The organism is Corynebacterium sp. CCM 9204, assembly GCF_041357695.1.
In the GTDB taxonomy this organism is placed as follows: Bacteria; Actinomycetota; Actinomycetes; order Mycobacteriales; family Mycobacteriaceae; genus Corynebacterium.
On sequence record NZ_JAUERX010000003.1, the window covers coordinates 412,278 to 434,332 of the forward strand.

General features: G+C 65.0%; 20 protein-coding genes. 14 read left to right on the forward strand and 6 right to left on the reverse strand.

The annotated features are described in order from the left end of the window. Positions 1 to 102: 102 nt before the first annotated feature. Both QWU43_RS08320 and rsrA read left to right on the forward strand, forming a co-directional pair. Positions 103 to 762: a sigma-70 family RNA polymerase sigma factor gene (locus QWU43_RS08320; protein ID WP_370917572.1), complete on the forward strand. Its 660-nt coding sequence runs from the start codon at positions 103 to 105 to the stop codon at positions 760 to 762. Continuing rightward, the gene (gene rsrA / locus QWU43_RS08325; protein WP_370914377.1) at positions 759 to 1,034 is read left to right on the forward strand and encodes a mycothiol system anti-sigma-R factor; all 276 of its coding nucleotides are present in this window, start codon (positions 759 to 761) and stop codon (positions 1,032 to 1,034) included. Before QWU43_RS08320 ends, rsrA begins: the two co-directional genes overlap by 4 nt. A 129-nt stretch (positions 1,035 to 1,163) precedes the next feature. Here the strand turns inward: rsrA and QWU43_RS08330 are convergent, their stop codons facing one another. Then, complete coding sequence (locus QWU43_RS08330; protein WP_014300525.1) at positions 1,164 to 1,238, reverse strand: 50S ribosomal protein bL37; 75 nt, start codon at positions 1,236 to 1,238, stop codon at positions 1,164 to 1,166. Positions 1,239 to 1,473: 235 nt separating this feature from the next. Then, positions 1,474 to 1,737, reverse strand: a complete 264-nt coding sequence (locus QWU43_RS08335; protein WP_198737105.1) for a WhiB family transcriptional regulator — start codon at positions 1,735 to 1,737, stop codon at positions 1,474 to 1,476. A 25-nt stretch (positions 1,738 to 1,762) separates the two neighbouring features. On the opposite strand from QWU43_RS08335, the gene QWU43_RS08340 reads away from it, so the two are divergent. Beyond that, a complete protein-coding gene (locus QWU43_RS08340; RefSeq protein WP_370914376.1) occupies positions 1,763 to 1,921 on the forward strand; it encodes a hypothetical protein in 159 nt (52 codons plus the stop codon). Positions 1,922 to 2,015: 94 nt separating this feature from the next. Here the strand turns inward: QWU43_RS08340 and QWU43_RS08345 are convergent, their stop codons facing one another. Beyond that, positions 2,016 to 2,996 carry a diacylglycerol kinase family protein gene (locus tag QWU43_RS08345; protein WP_370914375.1) on the reverse strand — a complete coding sequence of 327 codons (981 nt, stop codon included), beginning with the start codon at positions 2,994 to 2,996 and terminating at the stop codon, positions 2,016 to 2,018. A gap of 60 nt (positions 2,997 to 3,056) precedes the next feature. Here QWU43_RS08345 and QWU43_RS08350 point away from each other — a divergent pair, with 60 nt between their 5' ends. Next, positions 3,057 to 3,539 (forward strand): hypothetical protein, encoded by a 483-nt coding sequence (locus QWU43_RS08350; protein ID WP_370914374.1) that lies wholly within the window; start codon positions 3,057 to 3,059, stop codon positions 3,537 to 3,539. Here QWU43_RS08350 and QWU43_RS08355 read toward each other — a convergent pair. Both QWU43_RS08355 and QWU43_RS08360 read right to left on the reverse strand, forming a co-directional pair. Then, the gene (locus tag QWU43_RS08355; RefSeq protein ID WP_370914373.1) at positions 3,511 to 4,827 is read right to left on the reverse strand and encodes a PQQ-binding-like beta-propeller repeat protein; all 1,317 of its coding nucleotides are present in this window, start codon (positions 4,825 to 4,827) and stop codon (positions 3,511 to 3,513) included. The genes QWU43_RS08350 and QWU43_RS08355 overlap by 29 nt on opposite strands. Continuing rightward, positions 4,824 to 6,176, reverse strand: a complete 1,353-nt coding sequence (locus tag QWU43_RS08360; RefSeq protein ID WP_370914372.1) for a DEAD/DEAH box helicase — start codon at positions 6,174 to 6,176, stop codon at positions 4,824 to 4,826. Before QWU43_RS08360 ends, QWU43_RS08355 begins: the two co-directional genes overlap by 4 nt. A 271-nt stretch (positions 6,177 to 6,447) precedes the next feature. On the opposite strand from QWU43_RS08360, the gene QWU43_RS08365 reads away from it, so the two are divergent. The 9 genes from QWU43_RS08365 (at position 6,448) to QWU43_RS08405 (ending at position 20,513) form a co-directional block, all read left to right on the forward strand. Beyond that, complete coding sequence (locus QWU43_RS08365; RefSeq protein ID WP_370914371.1) at positions 6,448 to 6,672, forward strand: DUF3107 domain-containing protein; 225 nt, start codon at positions 6,448 to 6,450, stop codon at positions 6,670 to 6,672. Between the two features lie 59 nt (positions 6,673 to 6,731). After that, complete coding sequence (locus tag QWU43_RS08370; RefSeq protein ID WP_370914370.1) at positions 6,732 to 7,649, forward strand: DUF3152 domain-containing protein; 918 nt, start codon at positions 6,732 to 6,734, stop codon at positions 7,647 to 7,649. After that, positions 7,642 to 8,817, forward strand: a complete 1,176-nt coding sequence (locus tag QWU43_RS08375; protein WP_370914369.1) for a ThiF family adenylyltransferase — start codon at positions 7,642 to 7,644, stop codon at positions 8,815 to 8,817. The genes QWU43_RS08370 and QWU43_RS08375 overlap by 8 nt, the downstream gene beginning before the upstream one ends. Before the next feature lie 51 nt (positions 8,818 to 8,868). Next, positions 8,869 to 9,744: a TIGR02569 family protein gene (locus QWU43_RS08380; RefSeq protein ID WP_370914368.1), complete on the forward strand. Its 876-nt coding sequence runs from the start codon at positions 8,869 to 8,871 to the stop codon at positions 9,742 to 9,744. Between the two features lie 3 nt (positions 9,745 to 9,747). Then, positions 9,748 to 13,014 carry a PD-(D/E)XK nuclease family protein gene (locus QWU43_RS08385; RefSeq protein WP_370917573.1) on the forward strand — a complete coding sequence of 1,089 codons (3,267 nt, stop codon included), beginning with the start codon at positions 9,748 to 9,750 and terminating at the stop codon, positions 13,012 to 13,014. Then, the gene (locus QWU43_RS08390; RefSeq protein ID WP_370917574.1) at positions 13,004 to 16,399 is read left to right on the forward strand and encodes a UvrD-helicase domain-containing protein; all 3,396 of its coding nucleotides are present in this window, start codon (positions 13,004 to 13,006) and stop codon (positions 16,397 to 16,399) included. Before QWU43_RS08385 ends, QWU43_RS08390 begins: the two co-directional genes overlap by 11 nt. A 76-nt stretch (positions 16,400 to 16,475) precedes the next feature. Further along, positions 16,476 to 17,552: a TrkA family potassium uptake protein gene (locus QWU43_RS08395; protein WP_370914365.1), complete on the forward strand. Its 1,077-nt coding sequence runs from the start codon at positions 16,476 to 16,478 to the stop codon at positions 17,550 to 17,552. Beyond that, positions 17,549 to 18,430, forward strand: coding sequence for an NAD(+) diphosphatase (locus QWU43_RS08400; protein ID WP_370917575.1), 882 nt, complete (start codon positions 17,549 to 17,551; stop codon positions 18,428 to 18,430). Before QWU43_RS08395 ends, QWU43_RS08400 begins: the two co-directional genes overlap by 4 nt. Before the next feature lie 16 nt (positions 18,431 to 18,446). After that, positions 18,447 to 20,513, forward strand: coding sequence for an ATP-dependent DNA helicase UvrD2 (locus QWU43_RS08405; protein ID WP_370914363.1), 2,067 nt, complete (start codon positions 18,447 to 18,449; stop codon positions 20,511 to 20,513). A gap of 13 nt (positions 20,514 to 20,526) precedes the next feature. On the opposite strand, the gene QWU43_RS08410 is transcribed toward QWU43_RS08405, so the two are convergent. Beyond that, on the reverse strand, positions 20,527 to 21,399 hold the full coding sequence (locus QWU43_RS08410) for a TOMM precursor leader peptide-binding protein (RefSeq protein WP_370917576.1): 873 nt from the start codon (positions 21,397 to 21,399) through the stop codon (positions 20,527 to 20,529). An 80-nt stretch (positions 21,400 to 21,479) separates the two neighbouring features. Here QWU43_RS08410 and QWU43_RS08415 point away from each other — a divergent pair, with 80 nt between their 5' ends. Then, positions 21,480 to 21,989 (forward strand): M48 family metallopeptidase, encoded by a 510-nt coding sequence (locus QWU43_RS08415; RefSeq protein ID WP_370914361.1) that lies wholly within the window; start codon positions 21,480 to 21,482, stop codon positions 21,987 to 21,989. Positions 21,990 to 22,055: the final 66 nt, after the last annotated feature.

A 22,055-nucleotide genomic window follows, 5' to 3' on the forward strand; every position in this document is an offset into this window, starting at 1 on the left:
GGATGGATGCGCGCGTCATTGCAAGACGCGCCTGCCGGACGCCGAACCCCGCCGCACACCTGTGGGTGGGAGGGCCTCGACACGCAGAGGGAAGGGACGCCAATGCCGGACACGATGACCGGTGCCGCCGAACAGGCGGCCAGATTTGAGCGGGAGGCGCTGCCTTTGCTCGACCAACTTTACGGTGGTGCCCTCCGGATGACGCGTAATCCCGCCGATGCGGAGGACCTCGTCCAAGAGACCTACATGAAGGCCTTCCAGAAGTTCAGCTCCTTCACCCCGGGAACGAACCTCAAGGCCTGGTTGTACCGCATCATGACCAACACCTACATCAACTCCTACCGGAAGGCGCAGCGTCAGCCCTCGCAGTTGCCGACGGAGGAGATCACCGATCACCAGCTCGTCGAGACGTCGTCGCACACCTCAGCCGGTCTCGAGTCGGCGGAGGTCGAGGCGCTGAAGAAGCTGCCGGACGTGCAGATCACCGATGCACTGAATCAGCTTCCGGAGGACTACCGCATGGTGGTGTTTTATGCCGATGTGGAGGGTCTCGCCTACAAGGAGATCGCCGGGATCATGGATACTCCGATCGGGACGGTGATGAGCAGGCTGCACCGGGGAAGAAAACAGCTTCGCGAATTGTTGAAGGATGTGGCCCGCGAGCAGGGCATCGGACTGAACCATCCTGATCTCGCGGATGGGCAGAAATCCTTGTCGGGAGACGCGGAGGCGAAGAAGGCACGGAATGGAGCGGACAAATGACGCGGCGGGATGAGACGTGCGGCCAGACATCGGGTATGGCTGATTGCGGTGAGGTCTACGAGTCACTGTTCGAGCTTCTCGACGGCGAGACCACGGCAGAGCGCCGTGCGGTACTCAGGGCCCACATCGAGGCGTGTCCGGGGTGTTTCGCGAAACTCGGTATCGAGGAGGAAATTCGTGAGCTCATGCGTCGGTGCTGCTGTACGCATGCACCTGTGACGCTGCGGGAGAAAATTGTCCTGCGTCTGAGGATAGAGCGTTACCGGGGGTGAAATCGGGCGCCGTATTCAGCACAGGTCTTCAGGAATAGGTCAGGGCCGTACGAGAAGAGCCACCTGCTGGGAAGCAGGTGGCTCTTCTCGCGGCCTCACTGGGACGTGGCCGTGCGGGTCCAATCCGGATCAGGAGTTGGGCCGCTTGCCGTGGTTGGCCTTGTTCTTGCGACGGTCCTTACGCTTGCGTCCACGCTTGCTCATGGTGTTCCTCCAGAAGGGTATCGGGGTATGCCACGGCGGGGCCGCAGCATGACGGTCAGGGGTATCCTGCCGCGTACATCTTGTGATCGTCGCCGGACCGGCCAGATGGATCCGACACAGCCCCACAGCGACAAATGCTGATGATTATACGCAGGGGGACGTATCGTGTGAAATATCCGGTGCGGCGGTGCCGGGTGGGGAACCTCGTTACCGAATATTTCGGGGTTTTCGTGTGTTACTTGACTGCCGCGCGGGTACGTGTGCGGCCGCGGTTGCGACGGCGCTTGAGTGCGCGACGCTCGTCTTCGCTCATGCCACCCCAGACGCCGGCGTCCTGGCCGGACTCGAGGGCCCAGGTGAGGCACTCGGAGGTGACGGGGCACCGGTTGCAGACGACCTTCGCGGTCGCGATCTGGGCCAGAGCGGGCCCGGAGTTTCCGACGGGGAAGAAAAGCTCGGGGTCTTCGTCGCGGCAGACTGCCTTGTGGCGCCAATCCATGGGTGAATCTCCTTCAGGAAAATAAGTGATCTGTGTCAGACGATCGGCATGGGCTGAACTACTCTCCGACATCTGGTTGCGTGATGTGCCGGAAGCCGGGGATGGTTACCCGTGCTGTGTCAACGGGGTCGACGGTGTGGTCACCCACTCCGCGTCGCAGGCCCGGCATCATGCCAGAAAATGAACCCGGGTTTAACGCCGGGTGTCTGTGCTACCGGAAGATAATGACACGTACACATAGATGTCCGCTAGGGTTCCACCTCTAAAAGTGTTGAGGATCACACCTTCTCATTGTCTGGAGATGACACAACATCAATGACATCGGCAAAGGAGCGAAGTCGCAGATTTTTAGTTTTGCCCGCATATTCACCGTCTACCTGCCATTTCAGCGCCCTAGGGGAGGTGAGTGTGAGCTCACTAATATCGTCAACTCGGATCTCCCGCAGATCCACCCGCAGTGTCGGCCAGCGCCTGTTACCGACCCCCAGACTGTGCATCAGGGCTACCAGTCCGCCGGGCCCCTCGATGTCACGCAAGGCATAGAGGGAGAGCCCGGCATCCAGTTTCTGCTCGGGATTCGTGACCACAGGAACCGGTCCCGCGTATGTCCACGGGTTGGTGTTGGACACGATGAGCAGCGGAACGCCACCGCCGGTCTGTAGGCCCTCCGTGGAATGGGCCACATAGGAGATCGCGGGCGGGTGCCGACGCAAACGTTGCCATGCTGTCGCGGCAACCGCCGCATATCGCCACGGGGTGGCGGATTTACCGGAGTCCCGGAGATCTTCCATCATGTCGATGACGTTCGCATCCAGGCCGAAACCCGCATTCACACAGAACCATCGGTCCTCGATCCTGCCGAGGGGAAGGCGTCGAGAGGTATCTGAGAGCATGAGATCACGTAGCTGAGCTGCGGCCGCGGCAGGTTCGTTGGGGAGTCCGAGGGCCCGGGCGAACACGTTCGCTGACCCGGTGGGAACGACCGCTACCTTCGGTAGATCGCCTGGATCGGGCCGGTGCTCGGGGTCCGGGCCGATGAGTCCGTTGATCACCTCGTTCACCGTGCCGTCTCCGCCGACAACGATCACGGTGTCTACGTCCGACCGTGTCAGACCTCTGCATATATCCTCCGCGTGCCCCGCATACTGGGTGAACGCTGAGGTCAGTTCGGTTGCCTCCAGGAGTGGGCCGACCACTTGTCGGGTGACCTGCGACGTCAGGGTCGTGGAGTTCGGGTTGGAGAGCATCAGGCTACGCATGGCGTCGAGTGTAACCCCGCACACACGGAACCTGTGCACCCACGCGGTAGGCTTGAGCGTGTGACTGATTCATACCGCGACGTGCCCCGTTCCAACACCGGATCCCGGGATGCCGCACATGCGGCAGAGCATCAGGGTCCGCCGGTCGACATCCGTAGAGCGGGTGTACTCGGAATTGGTGAGTCTCTCGTTGGGCTGGCCTACGCCGTGTTCCTGATCTTCCGTGAGATCACAGGGCAGCATGACTACGGCACTGTCAGTACCGATGGCAGCGAGAACATCTTCGTCGGATACGGAACCGCGGCATTCTTCATTGTGGTGTTCGGAACCGTCGCCGCAGCGGGGTTCGCACTTCGCCGGGGACGGCGCTGGGGAAGAGGGCCGGTTGTCATCCTCCAGATGTTGCTGCTCCCCATCTCCTGGTACATCTTCTCGGCGGGACTCATACTCCCCGCCCTCGTGGTTTCGGTGTGTGCCCTTTTGGGCCTCTACCTCACGTTCAATCGGAGATCACTTAACTGGGCGGCGGGAGTGTTTGGCTGACCAGGGCGACGAGGGTGCCGCCGTTGGTAGCCCGTTTCTCCAGGACCACTCCGGCTCCCCCCACGTAAGCGAGGGCGACCGGCCCGGTGTAGGCCCCCCGGTCCACGGGTATGGTCCGTTCCACGACGCCAGTATCCCAGTCGGCCACGGCGATACCGTCCGCCGTGGGGTAGAGGAGACGCCCTTCGACGGCGATCCCAGTTCCCAGCGCATCGGTGAACGTCTGTTTGAGCTCCAGAGTTGAAGGGTGGAAGAGATAGAGCCGTTCCCCGTCGAACCAGGACATGTGATGGGGAAGATCTGCTGTAGCGGGCGCGAACACTCCCCGGACGGACGCCACGAGAGGTGAGGCGGGGAGCTCCGTGACTGAGGTCTGTACACCTTCGAGATCGTAGACCTCGATTCTGGGGGGTTGGGTCTCGGAACCCGCCAGGTACACTCCGGCGCCATTCTGTCCGATGACAACTATCTCCGCCTTCTCGGTACCCAGGAACGCCTCCGCAATGATCTCCGGTTTCCGGGAATCCTCCGGATCCCGTTTCTGGAGCCGTAGCCAGTATCCGGCACCGTGTTCATCGGATGCCGGACAGTGCTCCACCACCGCGAGGTTACCGGTCCGGGTCAACGCCGAGTCGATCACGCAGTCCTCGTTTGGCTGCAGGGCGGGTTCCTGTTTCGCCTCCACCTCGCCATATTCGACGGTTCGGACGAGGTCATTGCGCCATAGCTCGACGCGTTCCGCGGAGACGGTTCCCACGGCATCGTTGGAGCGGATGGGAACCGTCTCGTCCGGGGCCGGGGAAGACCGGGCCGCGCGATACTCGCCCGTGGATGCCTCAAACCCAATGACGTCCCCGCATCCCGCCTGGGTGAGATAAGTTGCGTACACCCGATCGAAGGCTGCACCGAGGGAGCAGATCGGGTGGTTGTCCCGCCGGTAGCTCCAGACAGCGTCACCCGAGTTCGGATCGCGGGCGGTGAGGACACCATCCACCGCCGTCAGTACGAGACCTGCTGCTGTCACCGGGCGGGCCTGGGCAGGTACCGCCGCGTCCGCCGCGCGCCAGGCCTCATGGAGATCAAACGGAATTGACGCGTCGGTGGTGGTGGACACAAAGGATTCCGGTGCCGTCGTCAGGTGAGCTGCGCCTGATTCGGAGTTCGCCCAGACCACACCGACGGCAACCAGGGAGACCCCTGCTATGACAGTGGTGGCGATGAGATCGCCCCGGGTGCGGCGGAGTGGGCCACTCCCGGAGGCGACGTGCACCCGGGTACGGGAACTCATCGGCGGGTGCCTCGTGTAGATCTGTTCCGGCCCCCGGCTCCGGGCGCGGAGTGGTCACGCTGCGGGCGCCGCCCGCCCTGTCGGGGCCCCGCGGGTTTGGTGACGGAGGGGCCGCCGAAGACCTTGCGTGCCGGGCCGATGTTCTCCCCGGCGCCCTCGGGAATGTCCAGAGCCTCGAAGAGCTCCGGTGACGTGGAGAACCATGCTGGAGGATCAGGTTGTTCGAGGCCGAGTTCCTTGTTGATCAGTTCCCATTTCACCATCTCGTCATAGCCCACGAGGGTGATTGCGATGCCGGTGTGTCCGGCGCGGCCTGTCCGGCCGATCCGGTGCACATAGGTCATCTCGTCATCGGGTGTCTGGTAATTGATGACGTGGGTCACGTCATCAATATCGATGCCCCGGGCCGCGACGTCCGTGGCGACCAGGATCTCCACAGTTCCGTTGCGGAATGCGTCCAGTGATTTTTCCCGGGCGGGCTGCCCCATGTCCCCGTGCACCGCGCCAACCGCGAATCCTCTCGCTGCGAGATCCTCCGCGATCGTGGCGCAGTTTCGTTTCGTCCGGGCGAAGATGATCGTTCTTCCACGATTCTTGCTCTGGAGGACTTTAGAGAGGATTGCGGTCTTGTCCATCCTGTGAGCCTGGAACACGACCTGTCGGGTGCTCGCGTGGGTGGCTGCCGCGCCCACCTCCTCGGCGCGGATGTGTACGGGACGGTCCATGAAGGTGCGCGCCAGAGAGATGATCGGTCCCGGCATCGTCGCAGAGAACAGCATCGTCTGATGTTTGTGGGTGAGTGCCTTCAACAGTTTCTCGATGTCGGGGAGGAAACCGAGATCGAGCATCTCATCGGCTTCGTCGAGAACCAGTACCGCGACGTGATCGAGCTGGAGGCAGCCCCGATTGTAGAGGTCGATCAGACGTCCCGGTGTACCGACAACCACGTCTATCCCCGCATCCAGTGCCTCAATCTGTTCGTCATAGGGCCGTCCGCCGTAGATAGTCAGGATTCGGATCGGAAGGTTGGTTGATGCCCTCCGAAGATCCTCGCCGACCTGGACCGCCAGTTCGCGCGTCGGCGTCACTACCAGTGCCCGCGGGGTTCCGTCCAGCTCCTCCACGTCCGCGTCATCGAAGACCCGATCCAGGAGGGGCACGCCGAAGCCCATCGTCTTGCCCATGCCGGTACGGGCCTGTCCGATGAGATCCTTTCCGGCGAGCGCGAGCGGCAGAGTCAGTTCCTGGATGGCGAAGGTCCGGACCATGCCGGATGAGGCCAACGCATCGGTGATCTCCTTGGCGACGCCGAGTTCGGCGAACGTGGGCTTCAGCTTCTGTTCAGACACCCCTCCATAGTATCCTCGTCGGCGATCACCGGGCACCCTGGACCCGCTGCGGGCACACCCCGTCACTCCGCTTTGTTACCGGTGGTGTCATCGTCGCCTGTGGCCCTCCCGGCGTCGCCGCATCATAGTGGCTGACCCCGGGGCCATGTGCGCTCGAATGTCCGTGCGCGTAGGCTCCCCGGTGGAAACTCAAACCCCATGTCCGTGTCCCAAACGTACCGGTAGGTCCCGGGGGCACGATGACATCTGACGAAACCCGAGGAGACACACCGTGGACATCAAGATCGGTTTTTCCGACACCGCCCGCGAAGTGGTGGTCAGCAGCAACGAAGAGCAGGACGCCGTCGTCACGCAGGTGTCTGAGGCACTCGCCGATGACAACGGTATCCTTCGTCTCACCGATGACAAGGGCCGTGTTGTTCTCGTACGCAACAGTCGCATCGCCTACATCGAGGTCGGCACAACGACATCCCGCCCCGTCGGATTCCTGCACTGATCATCGGTGACACCTGACCGGCCGCCGTACCTGGAGAGACCTGAAGAGACGTGGAACCGATGCTTGTACGCTTCGCCCGGGAATACGGATGGCGCGCCTATGCCATCCCGGTGCTCATCGTGATCACCGTGTGGGTTCTCGTCAGCATCTTCACCACGGACGCCCACGAACCTGCGCCAACTGGTGTAGCGCCGGAATCTGTTACCCGGGGCACGGCGGAAGAGAAGTCCGGGGACCGGCCCGGGAAGGTGTCGTCGGAGGCTGCAACCTCGGGGCCGGGACACGGACTCGGGGACAGTCCGAATCCCGCCTACGCCACCCGTCCGAATCTTCCGAACGGCGAATTGCCCCCGGGTGCCCCGTACTCGGAGAAAGGCACCGGAGAGTTTCGCACGGTCGGTTTCGCCGGGCCTCCGGTAGGCAGGGGGGAGAAGACCTTCACCTATGTCGTCGAGGTTGAGGAGGGGTTGGATCCCGCCGTCTACGGTGGGGATGACGCGGTCTCCGCAATGGTGGATGCGACGCTTTCTGACCCGCGCGGCTGGATCGCGGATACACGTTTCGCGTTCCAGCACATCGACGGCAATGATCCCCGAATTCCGGATCTCCGTATCCAACTGACCTCCGTCGGCACGACCCATGAGGTCTGTGGGCATTCGCTTGAGATGGAGACGAGCTGCTTCTATTCCGACGGTAACCGGGTTTTGCTCAATGAATCCCGGTGGATTCGCGGTGCGCTCCCTTTCGACGGGGATATCGGATCCTACCGTCAATACCTGGTGAACCATGAGGTCGGACACGGCATCGGATTCACCGCTCACGAACCCTGCGGCGGTGCCGGGGAGCTAGCTCCGGTAATGATGCAGCAGACACTGTCACTGTCCAATTCGGTGCTCGCCGGAATCAGTCCCACCGAGGTGTACCCCGATGATGGCGCGGTATGCCGATACAACCCCTGGCCTTATCCTTATGCCTGAAACATCGTCATTGCAGCCCACGTATTCCGAACAGTCACCGGGCCTGCCCGTCGAACCCGTAGCGCTTCCCCCGGGTGCCGCGGCCCGCTACGCCCGGCATCTGAGCCTGCCCGGAATCGGCATTGTCGGGCAGCAGCGGTTGGCGGGAGCAAGGGTTCTCTGTGTTGGAGCGGGTGGGCTCGGATCCCCGGTTCTCCAGTACCTCGCGGCAGCCGGAATCGGAACTCTCGGAATCATCGACGATGACGAGGTCGATGTGAGCAATCTCCAGCGTCAGGTCATCCACCCCGCAGCAGCGGTGGGTACCCCGAAAGTGGACTCGGCAGCCGGGTTCATCACGAATCTCAACCCGCTGGTGTCCGTAAGAACCTGGAACACGAGGCTGGTCGAGGCTTCCGCTGACAGGATCCTCGACGACCTGGAACCGCATGTCGTCGTTGATGGGTCAGACAATTTCGCCACCCGGTACCTCGTCGCCGACATCTGCGCGGACCGGGGGATTCCTCTGGTCTGGGGCTCGATCAGTCGTTTCTCCGGGCAAGTTTCCGTGTTTAACGACGGATACACACTCCGTGACCTCTACCCGGAGCCACCGGCTCCGAACAGTGTGCCCACCTGTGCTGAAGGCGGGGTGTTCGGTGTTCTGCCGGGAGTGGTCGGGACGATCATGGCCACGGAGGTGATCAAACTGGTTACGGGGACGGGAACCCCGTTGGTTGGTCGGCTCGCGCTCTGGGACGGGGCTGAGGCGACGATGCGTATCGTCCGCTTTGAACGACAACCCGGTTCTGCTGCACTGCGGCACAGTGCTCCACAGGAGGAACACGACGGCTGCGCTCCGCCGGTGTCGAATACCGGGGACGGGATCCGCGAGACGGATGTGTCGTACTGGCCCACGCTCGTCGACGCCGGGGTGCGGCTGGTCGATGTCCGGGAACCCCACGAATGGGCCGGTGGTGTCCTGGGAGACCCGGTCCAGGTACCGTTGAGCGCGCTGAAAAAGGGAGAGTTCGGTCCGTTGACGGACGTTCCTCGGACGACTCCGTTGGCCCTCTACTGTGCGGCGGGGGTCCGATCGAGGGCGGCTGCGTTGCTGCTCGAACGAGCCGGATTCACAGATGTGGTCTCATTGTCCGGGGGGATCAACACCTGGTGGCTCCGGCAATGAACCGGCACATCCGGTCCCGCGCCGTCGTCCACGGGCGGTAACCTGGCAGACATGGACAATACTCATCCTGAGCTGCCTGACTACGTGTGCGGAATCTTTCGTGCATCAGGCCCGGCCCCGCAACCTGTCGGCCCTGCCTGGGACAACGGTTGGCGGGTGGGGCAGACGGTGATCAGTCGTGTCCTCGACCCGGTCGCCGCGAGCTGGTCGGCGAAGGTCCGGGAGCACCTTCGCCCCGACGGGGTCCGCCCGGCACGCCCGGTGCGCTCGACCGACGGACGTTACGTCGTGTCCGGTTGGCGTGCCACGACCTTTCTGGAGGGGGAACTTCTCGCCAGGGTGGATGAGACGGTCGCCGCGGCTCTGCGGTTGGCTGACGCCCTCGCAGAGCTTCCGGTTGCGGAGCATCTCACCGCGCCAGTCGGCACCCCGGATGGTGTCACCGATCTCTTCGCGATCGCGGATCGTGCTGCGTGGTCTCCGGATCCGGCTGCGGTGCTGGCCCCGGCGCTCGGTCTGGATTCGACAGCGAGTGAGACCCAGCGGGCTGGGATGACCATGGCGGCGTTGGTGTCAAGAACGCTGGAGCCGGTCGGTGGCGTGCGACAGGTCGGGCACGCTGACATGTTTGCCACGACGCTCTATTCCGGGAGTCTTCCGCCGGTGGTCACAGACATCGTCGGGGTCGCTCACCCGCACGGGTACACGGCGGCACAGGTCATCGTGGACGCCCTCGTTGCCGGTGCGGTCGATGATGGCATCATCGCGCGTTATTCACATCTGCCTGATATCGGGCAGCTCATGCGACGGGCACTGCTCTACCGGCTGTACCTCCACGCGTTGCTCGATGATGCGGACCCGAACGTCAGTGCGAAGCTTGCCCGAGTGGTGGATCTTCTTCTGTCCGGGGTGTCTGACAGACTGTGATGCATGTCTGAACCCCGTTCTACCGTCGGTGGGGGATCCTGGAATCATCTCGCGCCCCCACCGAATCCCAGTGTCCGTCTGCGTCGGCTGACGGACACTCCGGGGCGTCTGCGGCTGACGTGGTCTACCGAAGCAGCGAATCTGATCACTGGGGGAACCGGGATTTGGCGGGTGACCGGCGCTGCGGGGCATGGGGTCAGTTCATTGTTGGTGGAGACTGCCCTGGCGAGGCTCCGCGCGGGGGTGGATCCCGACGGTTTGCTGATGATCACGCCGTCGAAGGAAGCTGCCGGGCGGCTTCGCAGGGTTCTCGCGGACCGTTTGTGGGACGTCCCCGATTTTGCGGGCTCCACGCCACTCGTCCGGTCTGCCCCCTCTTTCGCCTTCGCACTGCTTCGGGCTGCTGCTGCCCGTTCCGGGGAACAGTCTCCCCGGTTGATCACGGGTGCTGAGCAGGACGCCGTTATCCGGGAACTGTTGGCCGGGCACGCGGAGGACGAGTTGGGTACCTGGCCTCCTGAACTCCGGCCCGCATTGACGATGGTCGGGTTCGCTCGTCAGCTCCGGGATTTTCTTCTCCGTGCGGTTGAACGCGGTCTGGGTCCGGAGGAACTCGTACGGCTCGGTATCACACACAGACGACCTTCCTGGAGCGCGGCGGGTGAGTTTCTCCGTGAGTACGAGCAGACGATGGCACTGGGCGGGGTACGTCGTTACAATGCCTCCGAGTTGGTCACCGTGGCCATCGAGTCCTTGGCTCTGGATGATGGCCTCCTGGAGCGGCAGCGCGCGGCACTTCATACTCTGCTGATCGATGACGCCCAGAATCTTGATCCGCGGACCGCGGAACTCCTGGAGTTGTTCATCCCCTCGACCCGGTTGACCGTCATCGCCGGAGATCCCGGGCAGGCGGTGTTCCGTTTTCGCGGCGCTGACCTCGATTTTCTGACCCGCTATCCGTGCACGGGGGAACTGGTGCTGGACACACCGCACCGAACTCCTCAACACCGTGAAGCCGTGATCTGTGACAGCGCCACGGCGCAGGATGTGGTGGTGGCGGATGTCCTACGCCGGGCGCATCTCATGGACGGGGTGCCCTGGCCGCGAATGGCTGTGGTTGTCCGTTCCACGGGTGTCCTCGGCCCGATCCGGCGTGCACTGTTGGCGGCTGGGGTTCCGGTCCAGCTTGATCCGACGGACACGGTTCTGGCGGAGCAACGGATCGTCGCGGCCGTCCTGTTGGCTGCGCGTGCGCTCGATGCTCCGCTCGAACGTACGGAGGTGGAGGAACTGGTACTCGGCCCGGTGGGGGGTGCGGACCCCGTCACCCTGCGTCGGCTCCTCCGGGGGCTGCGGCAGAGCGAGCTCCGTCGTGGTGGAAAGCGCCGTGCCATGGACGTCCTCGCGGATCTTGTGCTCCCGCACGGGGCTGCGGCCGGGGTGCTGAATGGTGCCCCGGAATCAGGAGATGCCTCCGCGACGGATTTCCTCACGGAGCGGGAGACGGACATCCTTGACCGGGTGCGTTCGGTCCTTGCCGTGGGTGCCGCGGCGCAGCGTTCTGGTGGATCCGTGGAGCTGGTTCTGTGGGAGCTGTGGAATGCCACGGGTCTCGCCGACCGCCTCTCCGCGGCGTCGCTGCGCGGTGGGACCGCAGGTTCCCAGGCGGATCGGGATCTTGACGCGATGATGGCGCTGTTTGATGCCGCGGGTGACTTCGTTGAGCGTCGTCCCACGGCAGGGCTCGCCAGCTTTGTCCGGCACATTACCGAACAACAGTTGCCGACCGGTGCCCGGGACCGGCGCGGTGTTGAACCGGACGCGGTGCATCTCCTCACCGCACATGCCGCCGGTGGCCGGGAGTGGCACACGGTCGTCGTCGCGGGTGTGCAGGAAGGCACTTGGCCGACGACCTCGGAAACCGGAACCCTATTCGGGCAGGAGGAGCTCGTGGATCTCCTCGATGACGGTATTGATCCCGACGTCTACATCTCCCGTTCCGTGGAGCGGCTGGCGGAAGAGCGTCGACTGTTCCATCTCGCGTGCACCCGTTCCACGGATACCCTGCTGGTCACGGCACTCGATACCCCGGAGGGAAACGAGGTGCTGGAGCCGTCGCGGTTCCTTGACGAGCTTGGTGTGGAGGTACGCCGCGCAACGGGTGTCGGCCCGGTCGACCCTGGAGCCACGGACGCGGGGCCTGATGACGGTGTCGCGGTGGGCACCCGATTGCTGTCTGTGCCTGCCATGGTCGGTGAACTGCGCCGGGTGGTGTGTGATCCGGGTGCCCTCGGGAGTCGACGGAAACAGGCGGCCCGCCAACTCGCCCGGCTCGCGGATGCGGGGGTTCCGGGTGCTGATCCGGAACAGTGGTGGGGACTCGCCGGGCCGTCGACCGACGCCCCGGTCCGGGCGGTGGGAGAACGGGTGACGCTGTCACCGTCGCAGATCGAACAGATAGCGGCGTGTCCGCTGCGTGCCGTTCTCGGTCGCGTGGATACCGACGAGGAGATCCCGCTGCACCTCATCGCAGGTATCCTCGCACACGGGTTCGCCGAGGCGGTGGGCGATGGCGCCGACCGGGAGACAGCCGCGCGGATGGTGCGTGACGCTTACACCCGCGTCCTCGAACTCACTGGAACCCCGGCCTGGCGCACCCCTATCGACCTCGCCGCGTGGGATCGACTCATCGAGCGCACCGCTACCTGGTTGACGGTGTCCCGGTCGGTGTTCACCACCGTGGGGGTGGAGGTTCCGGTGTCCGTCACGGTGGGCACCACCGGGGATGGTCGGGAGCTGGTCGTCACCGGCCGGATGGACCGGTTGGAGCGCACCGAGGACGGCGCCCTCGTCGTCGTCGACCTGAAGACCGGTGCCAACCCACCAACCCAGAAATCGATGGGGGAGCACGCGCAACTCGCCGCCTACCAGCTCGCCCTGTCGAGGGGAAAGGTCGTCCCCGACACCACCACCGACGGCGGGCCCGGGCGGGTCCGGGTCACCGACGCCGATGACCCGGACGCCGTGGCAGCGGTCGGCGGTGGAGTGCTCGTCTATCCGGGCACCTCCTCGGCGAAGATCACCACCCGCGACCAGGCCGCCAAAACCCCGGAGGAGCTCGCGGATCTCGCCGCAACGCTGCCGAAGCTCGCCGCGTCCGTGCGGGGCCCCCGCCTTGCCGCACGGATCAACGATTCCTGCGAACGGTGCTCACTGCGCCGCATGTGCCCCGCGCAGGAGGAAGGACGGGTGCTCACCGATGCCCGCTGAAAAACTCTCCCCGGTGCTGCTGTCCCGGTGGCTCGGGCAGGAGCACGCCCCCACGGAGCAGCAGGCCGCCATCATCAGTGCCGATCCCGGGCCGTTGCTCGTCGTCGCCGGGGCCGGTGCGGGCAAGACGGAGACGATGGCCGCGCGTGTGGTGTGGCTCGTCGCCTCCGGTCTCGCAGCTCCCGACCAGGTTCTCGGCCTCACATTCACCCGGAAAGCCGCACAGCAGCTCTCCCAGCGTATCCGTGCGCGGTTGGCCACCCTCGCCGGGATCCCCCGGCTCCGGGATCTCGACCCCACCGGGGCCCTGGAACACAATCTCCGGGCCATCACCCCGACCGTGTCCACCTATGATTCCTACGCGGGTCGGCTCATCGGAGAATACGGGCTACTGCTCCCCGTGGAGCCCTCCGCCCGCCTGATCACCCGAACCGAGCTCTTCCAGATCGCGTGGGATCTCGTCGGTTCCTACCGCGGTGACCTGCCCATGGAAACGGGACGTGCCCACGTTGTCGATACGCTGCTCGCCCTGTCCGCGGACATGGACAACCACATGGTCGACGCCGCGGGCATTATCGAGGAGACCGACCCCTTCGTCAGTCTCTTCGATGAGCTCCCGCCTGGGCCACGGCAGAAGGAGAAACTCGCGCAGAAGACCGCGAACATCCGTGACCGGCAGCTCCTGCGACTCTCGCTCCTCCCGCTCGTCGAAAAATTGCGCGCTGAACTCACCCGCCGCACCGTGATCACCTTCGGGGAACAGATGTCGCTCGCGGCCCGGCTCGCCGCCACACACCCGGAGGTCGGCTACAGTCAACGCCGCCGCTTCCGCGTCGTCATGCTCGACGAGTACCAGGACACATCGCACGCCCAGCGGGTGCTGCTGTCCAGTCTCTTCGGGGGAACCGACCCCTCCCTCACGGTCACCGCCGTCGGCGACCCGATGCAGTCGATCTACGGCTGGCGCGGCGCGACGGCGGCGAACCTCACCCGCTTCGTCACGGACTTCCCCCGCATCGACCGGCACGATCCGACCGCCCCGCCACAACCGGCACCGAAGATGGAGCTGGTCACCAGTTGGCGCAACCCACCCGAGATCCTCGCCGCGGCGAACGCGGTGTCCCGCAGTGTCCTTGGGCCGGAGAACACACCACACCGGGCGGTGCAGCCACTCCAACCCCGGCCGGGATCATCCGCAGGTGCCCTGCGGCTGGGCTGGTTCGCGGATTCCACGGCCGAGGTCGAATGGCTCGCTGACCAGCTCGCCGCCGATTACACCGAGCGCCGGAGCAGCGGCAGGAAATTCACCGGTGCCGTCCTCGTGCGCAAGAGGAAACACTCAGCAGCCATCGCGACGGCACTCGGGGAACGGGGCATCCCCGTCGAGATCGTCGGCCTCGCAGGGCTCCTCGACATCCCCGAGGTCGCCGACCTCGTGGCCTTTGCGACAATGCTGGTCCGCCCCGGGGACAATCAGGCGGCGCTCCGCATCCTCACCGGCCCGTACGTCGGTCTGGGAGTCGCTGACATCCTGGCGCTCGCCGACCGGGCGACGAATCTCACCGGTCGAGCCACGGGATCCGCCGCGCAGCGGGATGAACCCGCGGAGCCGGTCCCCGACACCGGGGACGGGATTCCCGAGGATCCGGTTCTCGCCCGACTTCACCGGATCATCACCAACGTCCTGCCCGCCGGGGACGACACCACCACCGCCGGGCTCACTGACGCCGTCGCAGATCTCGGTGAACCCGAGCGTTACAGTGTGGAGGGGCTCGGCCGACTCCGTCGCCTGGCCGCGCACCTGCGGTACCTGCGCACGCGTTCCCTCGGATACAACCTGGGGGAGATCTTCGGTGACATCGAACGGATCACCGGGATCCGCACCGAAATTCTGGCCCGCGCCGACCCCGGTGCGGACGGAGTCACAGGGACGGTGCACCTCGACCGTTTCCATGAACATGTCGCCGCTTTCGTACAGATCCCGGGTGCGTCACTGCGCAGCTTCCTCGACCATCTCTCCCTGGCCCGGGAACAAGAGGACGGACTCGAACCCGGCGAGGTCCGGGTCAATGCGGACAGGGTGCAGATCCTCACCGTGCACAAGGCTAAGGGACTGGAGTGGGACACCGTCGCCGTGCTCCATGCCGACAACCGCACCTACACCGATGCCACCTCACCCCGGGTCACGGTGGAGACCTGGCTCACCGATGTCACCAAGGTGCCTGCCACGCTGCGCGGCGACGCCCGCGAGGATGCGACCGACAGCGTCGGAAGCCCCGTCCTGGATACTGTCGACGCGGAGAACAGGAAAGATCTGGAGAATGCGATGGAGGAACACCGCAGCCAGTTTCGCGCCGCGCTCGAGGAGGAGAACACCCGGCTCTTCTACGTCGCACTGACGCGTTCCGAACGACTGCTCTACGTCACAGGTTCCGAAGTGAGCGACACCGGAACGACCGCCGCGCCGTACGTGCATTTCGACGAGATTCGCCGTATTCAGCCGGGATCTGTGGCGCACTGGCACGAACCGGATACCGTGCCGGAGGAGAAGAACACGGCGACCCCGGACAGTGATGTCGAGGTCTCCGACGCGGTGTTCCCCCCGGGCCACCTCGGGGCGCGGGCTGATGCCGTGCGCCGTGGCGCCGAACTCGTCCGAGCCGCCGCTGTCGACCCGCCCGCGCCGGGCCGTGACGGGGACATCGAGGAACTCTGGGAGCAGGAAGTGACCGCGTTGATCGAGGAACAACGGCGCCTGGATACCCCTGTCGTCGACGTGGAAATCGGCCGCGAGCTCACCGCCTCCGACCTGGTCGCTGTAGCCCGGGATGCCACGGCCTTCGCCCGCAGGCTGCGGCGTCCGGTGCCGTTCAAACCCAATACCTACGCGAAGCGAGGAACCGCCCTGCACCAGTGGATCGAGGACCGGTACGGTGCCACCAGTCTGCTGGACGAGGATGAACTCCCGGGGCTGGGGGAGGAGGAGATTCAGGGCCCGGAGCTCGCACGCCTGAAGGAGGCGTTCCTCGCCAGCCGTTGGGCGGATCGTACCCCCGCGTACGTGGAGCAGCCCTTCGAGATCACCATCGGCGGGCACGTCGTTCGTGGCCGGATGGATGCGGTGTTCCACGAGGGCACGGTTCCGGACAAGGGCTGGATGGTCGTGGACTGGAAGACGGGACAACCACCGACCGGACGAGACCTCGATGCTGCCGTTGTTCAGTTGGCAGTCTACCGCCTGGCCTGGGCCCAGTTGCTGTCTAAACGGATGGGACGCGCTGTTGATCCGGGGGAGATCAGGGCGGCTTTCCATTACATCGGACCCGACCACACCCTTGAGCCGGGTAAGCTACCAGACGCCGGAGAACTGGCGCTGTTGCTGTAGGGTGCCTCACCGTCGGGTGGGTACATCCCGGACACGGTTCACCGGCACCGCGAGACGAACAGAACACGGAGACGAGATGCGCAAGAGCTTCCGCGAGCGATTCCGCAGCGACACCGAACTCGATGATCTTCCCGATCATGCGCTGCTCAACATCATCCGCATCCCCGGGCAGCGCTACTTCTCCCCGTGGACACTGATCGCGCGCAGGGTTGTGTACGCACTGATTCTGCTGGCGCTCGTCGCCATGATGGTCTACGCGGACAAGGACGGGTACTCCGAGGATCTCACATTCATTGATGCGGTCTATTATTCGGCGGTGTCGCTGTCCACGACCGGGTACGGGGACATCACCCCGGTGACCCAGAACGCCCGTCTGATCAACATCATCATCATCACCCCGATCCGGATCGCCTTCCTGATCCTCCTGGTCGGTACCACCCTGTCCGTGCTCACCGAGGAAACCCGGCGGGCACTGCAGATCCAGCGTTGGAGGAAGCGCATGCGCAACCACACCGTCGTTGTCGGTTACGGCACGAAAGGGCGTTCCGCCGTCGCCGCTCTCATGGCCGACGGAACCCCGCCCAGCCAGATCGTTGTCGTCGACACGGACCGGCACTCCCTCGACATGGCGTCCAGTCAGGGGCTGGTCACCGTTCACGGTTCCGCCACGAAGGCCGACGTCCTCAAACTCGCGGGTGTCACCCGGGCCCGGGCCGTCGTCGTCGCCCCCAACATGGATGACACCGCCGTCCTCGTGACCCTGAGCGTCCGGGAGATTGCCCCGGCCGCGACGATTGTCGCCAGTGTGCGGGAGTCCGAGAACTTGCACCTGTTGAAGCAATCGGGCGCTGACTCCGTGGTGATCTCCTCCGAGACCGCCGGCCGGATGCTCGGCCTTGCGACCGTCACCCCGTCCGTCGTGGAGATGATGGAGGATCTGCTGTCCCCGGACGAGGGCTTCTCCATCGCCGAGCGGCTGGTCGGGGAGGACGAGGTCGGCGCGAACCCGCGTCATCTCGCGGACATCGTGCTCGGTGTCGTGCGCTCGGGTGAGCTCTACCGCATCGACTCACCAGAGGCCGAAACCGTTGAACCGGGGGACCGGCTGCTGTTCGTGCGCCGTGTCTTCCGGGAGGATGTGTCCGGTAAGTGACGTTTCCCGAACCAGACACCCGTATCAGTGAACCGGCGGAAACGGTGCCCGTCGTGCATGAGAACCATCTCTGTGTGACCGTGCGGGACACGGCCCTGATGTCCGGGGATCTCACCGCCGTATACCTGACGACGCGCCAGCTCACGGCCCTCGGGGTGCCCACCGACGGTCGAGTGCTGCTTGAGGTGGGCACCACCCGGGGGACCGTTGACCGTGACTACGCTCTGCGCGTCGACGACGTGGCAGCTACCGTGATTAGATCGCGGACGGAGGCGACCCGCGAGGTTGCTCCCCGGGATCTCGATCGTCGCGCCTGGTTCCGTACCGTCGGCCGGGCCGTGGCCGTCCTTCGTACCACCGAACGCCTCCGCTTCGATCCGCGCGACGGATCGGCACTGACCTGGAATGATACCGGGAGTCGGGCGGTTAACGGTGCCGGAGGAGAGTACTTCCCCCGCTTGGATCCGGCTGTCATCGGGCTCATTGAACTTGCTGGGAGCGAGCGGATACTGCTCGCCCGGAACGCCCGCAACGATTTCTTCTCGCTGGTGGCCGGATACGTGGAGCCGGGCGAGAGCCTGGAACAGGCTTTCGCCCGCGAGGTCGCGGAGGAGACCGGGCGAAGGTGTCGCGACATCCGCTACGTCGGTAGCCAGCCGTGGCCCGTCTCGGATTCGGTGATGATCGGGTTCACCGCCGTCACCGATGACGTCGATGCTCAGTGGGGCACCGACGGGGAACTCGCGGAGATCATGTGGGCCGGTCCGAGAGATATCCTCGATGAATCGGTGGTCATCGCACCGCCCGGTTCCATCGCACACCGCATGATCGTCGATTGGGCCCGGACCCGGGCCGCCGCCACGGACACCGAACACTGATTTTTGAAGGGACACCATGGCGATCAACCTGGACGAATTGGACCCGGACCAGAGGGTGGCCGCGACCGCGCCGCGTGGTCCGGTCTGCATCCTCGCGGGTGCCGGGACCGGAAAAACCCGTACCATCACCTACCGCATCGCACACCTCATCGACCAGGGGTTCGTCAGTCCGAATCGGGTGCTCGCGGTCACCTTCACCGCCCGCGCGGCGGGTGAGATGCGGCACCGGCTGGCCCGCATGGGTATCGGCGGGGTGCAGGCGCGCACCTTCCACGCCGCAGCCCGCCGACAGCTCCGGTACTTCTGGCCGCAGGTTGCCGGTGACCTCCCCTGGCATCTGCTCGACAACAAGTTTCCGCTCGTCGGACGCGCCACCCGCAGCGTCGGGGTGGACTCCAGCACGGAAACGGTCCGTGACCTGCTGAGTGAGATTGAGTGGGCGAAGGCCTCACTAATCACCCCGGATGCCTACGCGCAGGCGATCCAGGGTACTCACCGCACCCCGCCGGTGGCCGCGGAGAAGGTCGCGGAGGTCTACCGCCGCTACGAGCAGGCCAAAACCTCCGAGGAGGGGATGCTCCTCGACTTCGACGATCTTCTCCTGCACACCGCCGCCGCCCTGGAGAACGCCCCCGCAGTCGCCGAGGAGTTCCATGAGCAGTACCGCAGTTTCGTCGTCGACGAGTACCAGGACGTCACCCCGCTGCAGCAGCGGGTGCTCGACGCGTGGCTCGGTGACCGTGACGATCTCACGGTGGTTGGTGACGCGAACCAGACCATCTACTCCTTCACCGGGGCCACCCCTGACTTCCTGCTCAACTTCACCCGGAAGTACCCTGACGCGACCCTGACCAGACTTGAACGCGACTACCGCTCCACCCCGCAGGTTACCCGGCTCGCCAATGCGGTGATCGGCCGGGCGAAGGGCCGGGTGGCCGGTACCCGGCTCGAACTCACAGGTATGCGGGATCCGGGGCCGGAACCGGATTTCTCCGTCTACGATGACGAACCCGCGGAGGCGGCCGCTGTGGCGAAGAAGATCGCCGATCTGATCGATTCCGGGGTTCCACCGGCCGAGATCGCCGTGCTTTACCGCATCAACGCCCAGTCCGCGGTGTTCGAGCAGGCGCTCTCCGAGGCCGGAATCGTCTACCAGGTGCGTGGTGGTGAGGGATTCTTCAACCGTCCTGAAGTTCGGAAGGCCATCACCGAACTGGTGCGCGTCGCGCAGCGCGATGACCTCCCGGATGAGGCGGTCGGTCCCGGGCTTCGCATCATCGCCCGTGCTGCGCTCGCACCTCTCGGTCTCACCCCGGAGGAACCGGAGGGAGCACAGGCCAGAGAACGCTGGCAGTCACTCAACGCCCTCGTCGAGCTGGTCCACGAACTCGGCCTCGCGACCCCAGACCTGGACATGAACGGTCTGCTCGTGCAGTTGAAGAATCGGGCCGAGGCCAAGCATCCGCCGACGGTCCAGGGGGTGACGCTGGCGTCCCTCCATGCGGCGAAGGGGCTGGAATGGGATGCGGTGTTTCTCGTCGGACTCGTCGAGAGCACCCTGCCCATCAGCCACGCGATCAAGGCGGGTGACCACCAGATAGAGGAGGAACGCCGACTGTTCTACGTCGGTGTCACCCGTGCCCGCATCCACCTGTACTGTTCCTGGGCACTCGCCCGCCAGGAGGGGGGACGGAAGTCGAGGAAACGGACCCGTTTCCTCGACGGGATCGTCATCGATCCTGAGCCGGTGGAACGGAGTGCACCCCGCAACCGCCCGAAACGGTGCCGGGTGTGTGGCACGGAGTTGGAGAGTCCCGCGGAGAAGGTTCTCCGACGCTGTCTCGACTGCCCCGGTGGTGCCGATGATGAGCTCTTCGAGCAGTTGCGGGCCTGGCGCGCGGAGACCGCCCGCGAGGAACAGGTACCCGCCTACATCGTCTTCTCCGACGCGACCCTCATGGCGATCGCCGAGGCCATGCCCACCGATGAACGCGAACTCCTCGGGGTCAGCGGCGTCGGCCCGGTGAAGGTGGACAAGTATGGCGGTCAGGTGTTGGGCATCATCAACGGCGTAGCCGATTGATGTTGGTCGGCACTCACCGCTGAGCAGCGGCCCAGCAGGCCGGGCAGTGGGGGTGCACCCCGAGTGAATCGTGGGTGGTGGTGAACCGGTGTGGATCAATCGTGAGCACCGTACCTGCGGGTGGAAGACACCGTTCTGGTCCGGGAGATGGTGTGGTGAGCCCGGCGCAGCGGAGGGCGAGAGCTGCTGCTGCCGCGGCCGCTGTCCGCACGATGACGGGGTCGGGCGGTACCCAGGAGCCGTTGGCGTAGCGGGGGGCTTCCCGGGGAGCATCGGGGTCGGTGTCGATGCGGTGCAGGGCAGCACAAAATGAGCACGGACCCGAGCCGCTGAATCGGATCGGCCCCAGGACGACGCGACCGTCGATGACGGTTACGGGGATGACATCTCCACCTCGTTGTAGGACGGGCTCCGCCAGTTCGTGTAGGTGATCTGGTGCGCCGGTGATCACCACCGGCGCACCAGGGCTGAATGTGCGCAGGAATCCACCGGGGCGTTCGCCGGGGCGCCGTCCCGAGACTTCCGCTCCGTATCCGGTGATGAGTTCACGGACTTCGTCGGCGATACAATCCTCGCCCAGAACCCCGATCCGGGTGTTCTCCGGTGCCACGGGAACCAGCATGCCGTAGCCGATCAGTTCATCCACGAGGGTGACTGCTGCTGTCGGATCCACGCCCGCAGTAGTGAGGACACCGGTCAATCGGTCAGGGGAGAGCGGCACGGTGACGGAGGAGAATATCTCACGGACCCGGCGGGCGGTGTCCCCGGGGAGCGTGTCGACGACCCCGGCCCACCGTGCGTCCAGTCCGAACTGAAGTGAGCCGTCGAGACGGAGGTGGACTCCGACGGTGGGAGCCAGGCGGATCAGATTTTTGTTGTCGGGCACGGATACCTCGCATGTCTGTTGTCCACAGGTCGCATCACGGTAACGGTGCAACCCCTGCATCACAGATAGACTCTGTTTCCATGGCTCACCGTTCCACACTCCCCGAGATCGAGGTGATCCGCTCGACCCGTCGGACCCGGACGGTCTCTGGTCGGATCATTGACGGGAAGATTGTCGTGCGGATTCCCGCGCGTCTCACTGCGGCACAGGAAGCGGAGGCGGTCGCGGATATCGTCGCGAAGGTGCGGCGGCGCTCCACCTCCGTACACACCGGGGACGTGGAGCTTGAGGCCCGCGCCCGGGAACTGAATCGCAGGTTTCTTGACGGCCAGGCGACCTTCACCTCGGTCCGGTGGGTGGGTAACCAGGCCCGTCGGTGGGGTTCCTGCAGTCCAGACACCGGGGAGATCCGCATCACGGATCGGCTGCGCGAGGTACCCGGCTACGTACTCGACGCCGTACTCGTGCATGAGTTGACGCACACCTTCATCCACTCGGGACATGATGCGTCCTTCTGGGAGTGGGCGGACCGTGCTCCGCACGCGGAGCGGGCGAAAGGCTATCTGGAGGCATACCAGCGTTTCGGGTGACGCGTGGTGGCACGTCCTCGAAGGAACCCGCAGACCGTCAGATCAGCGGGTTCCGGGTGACGGGAA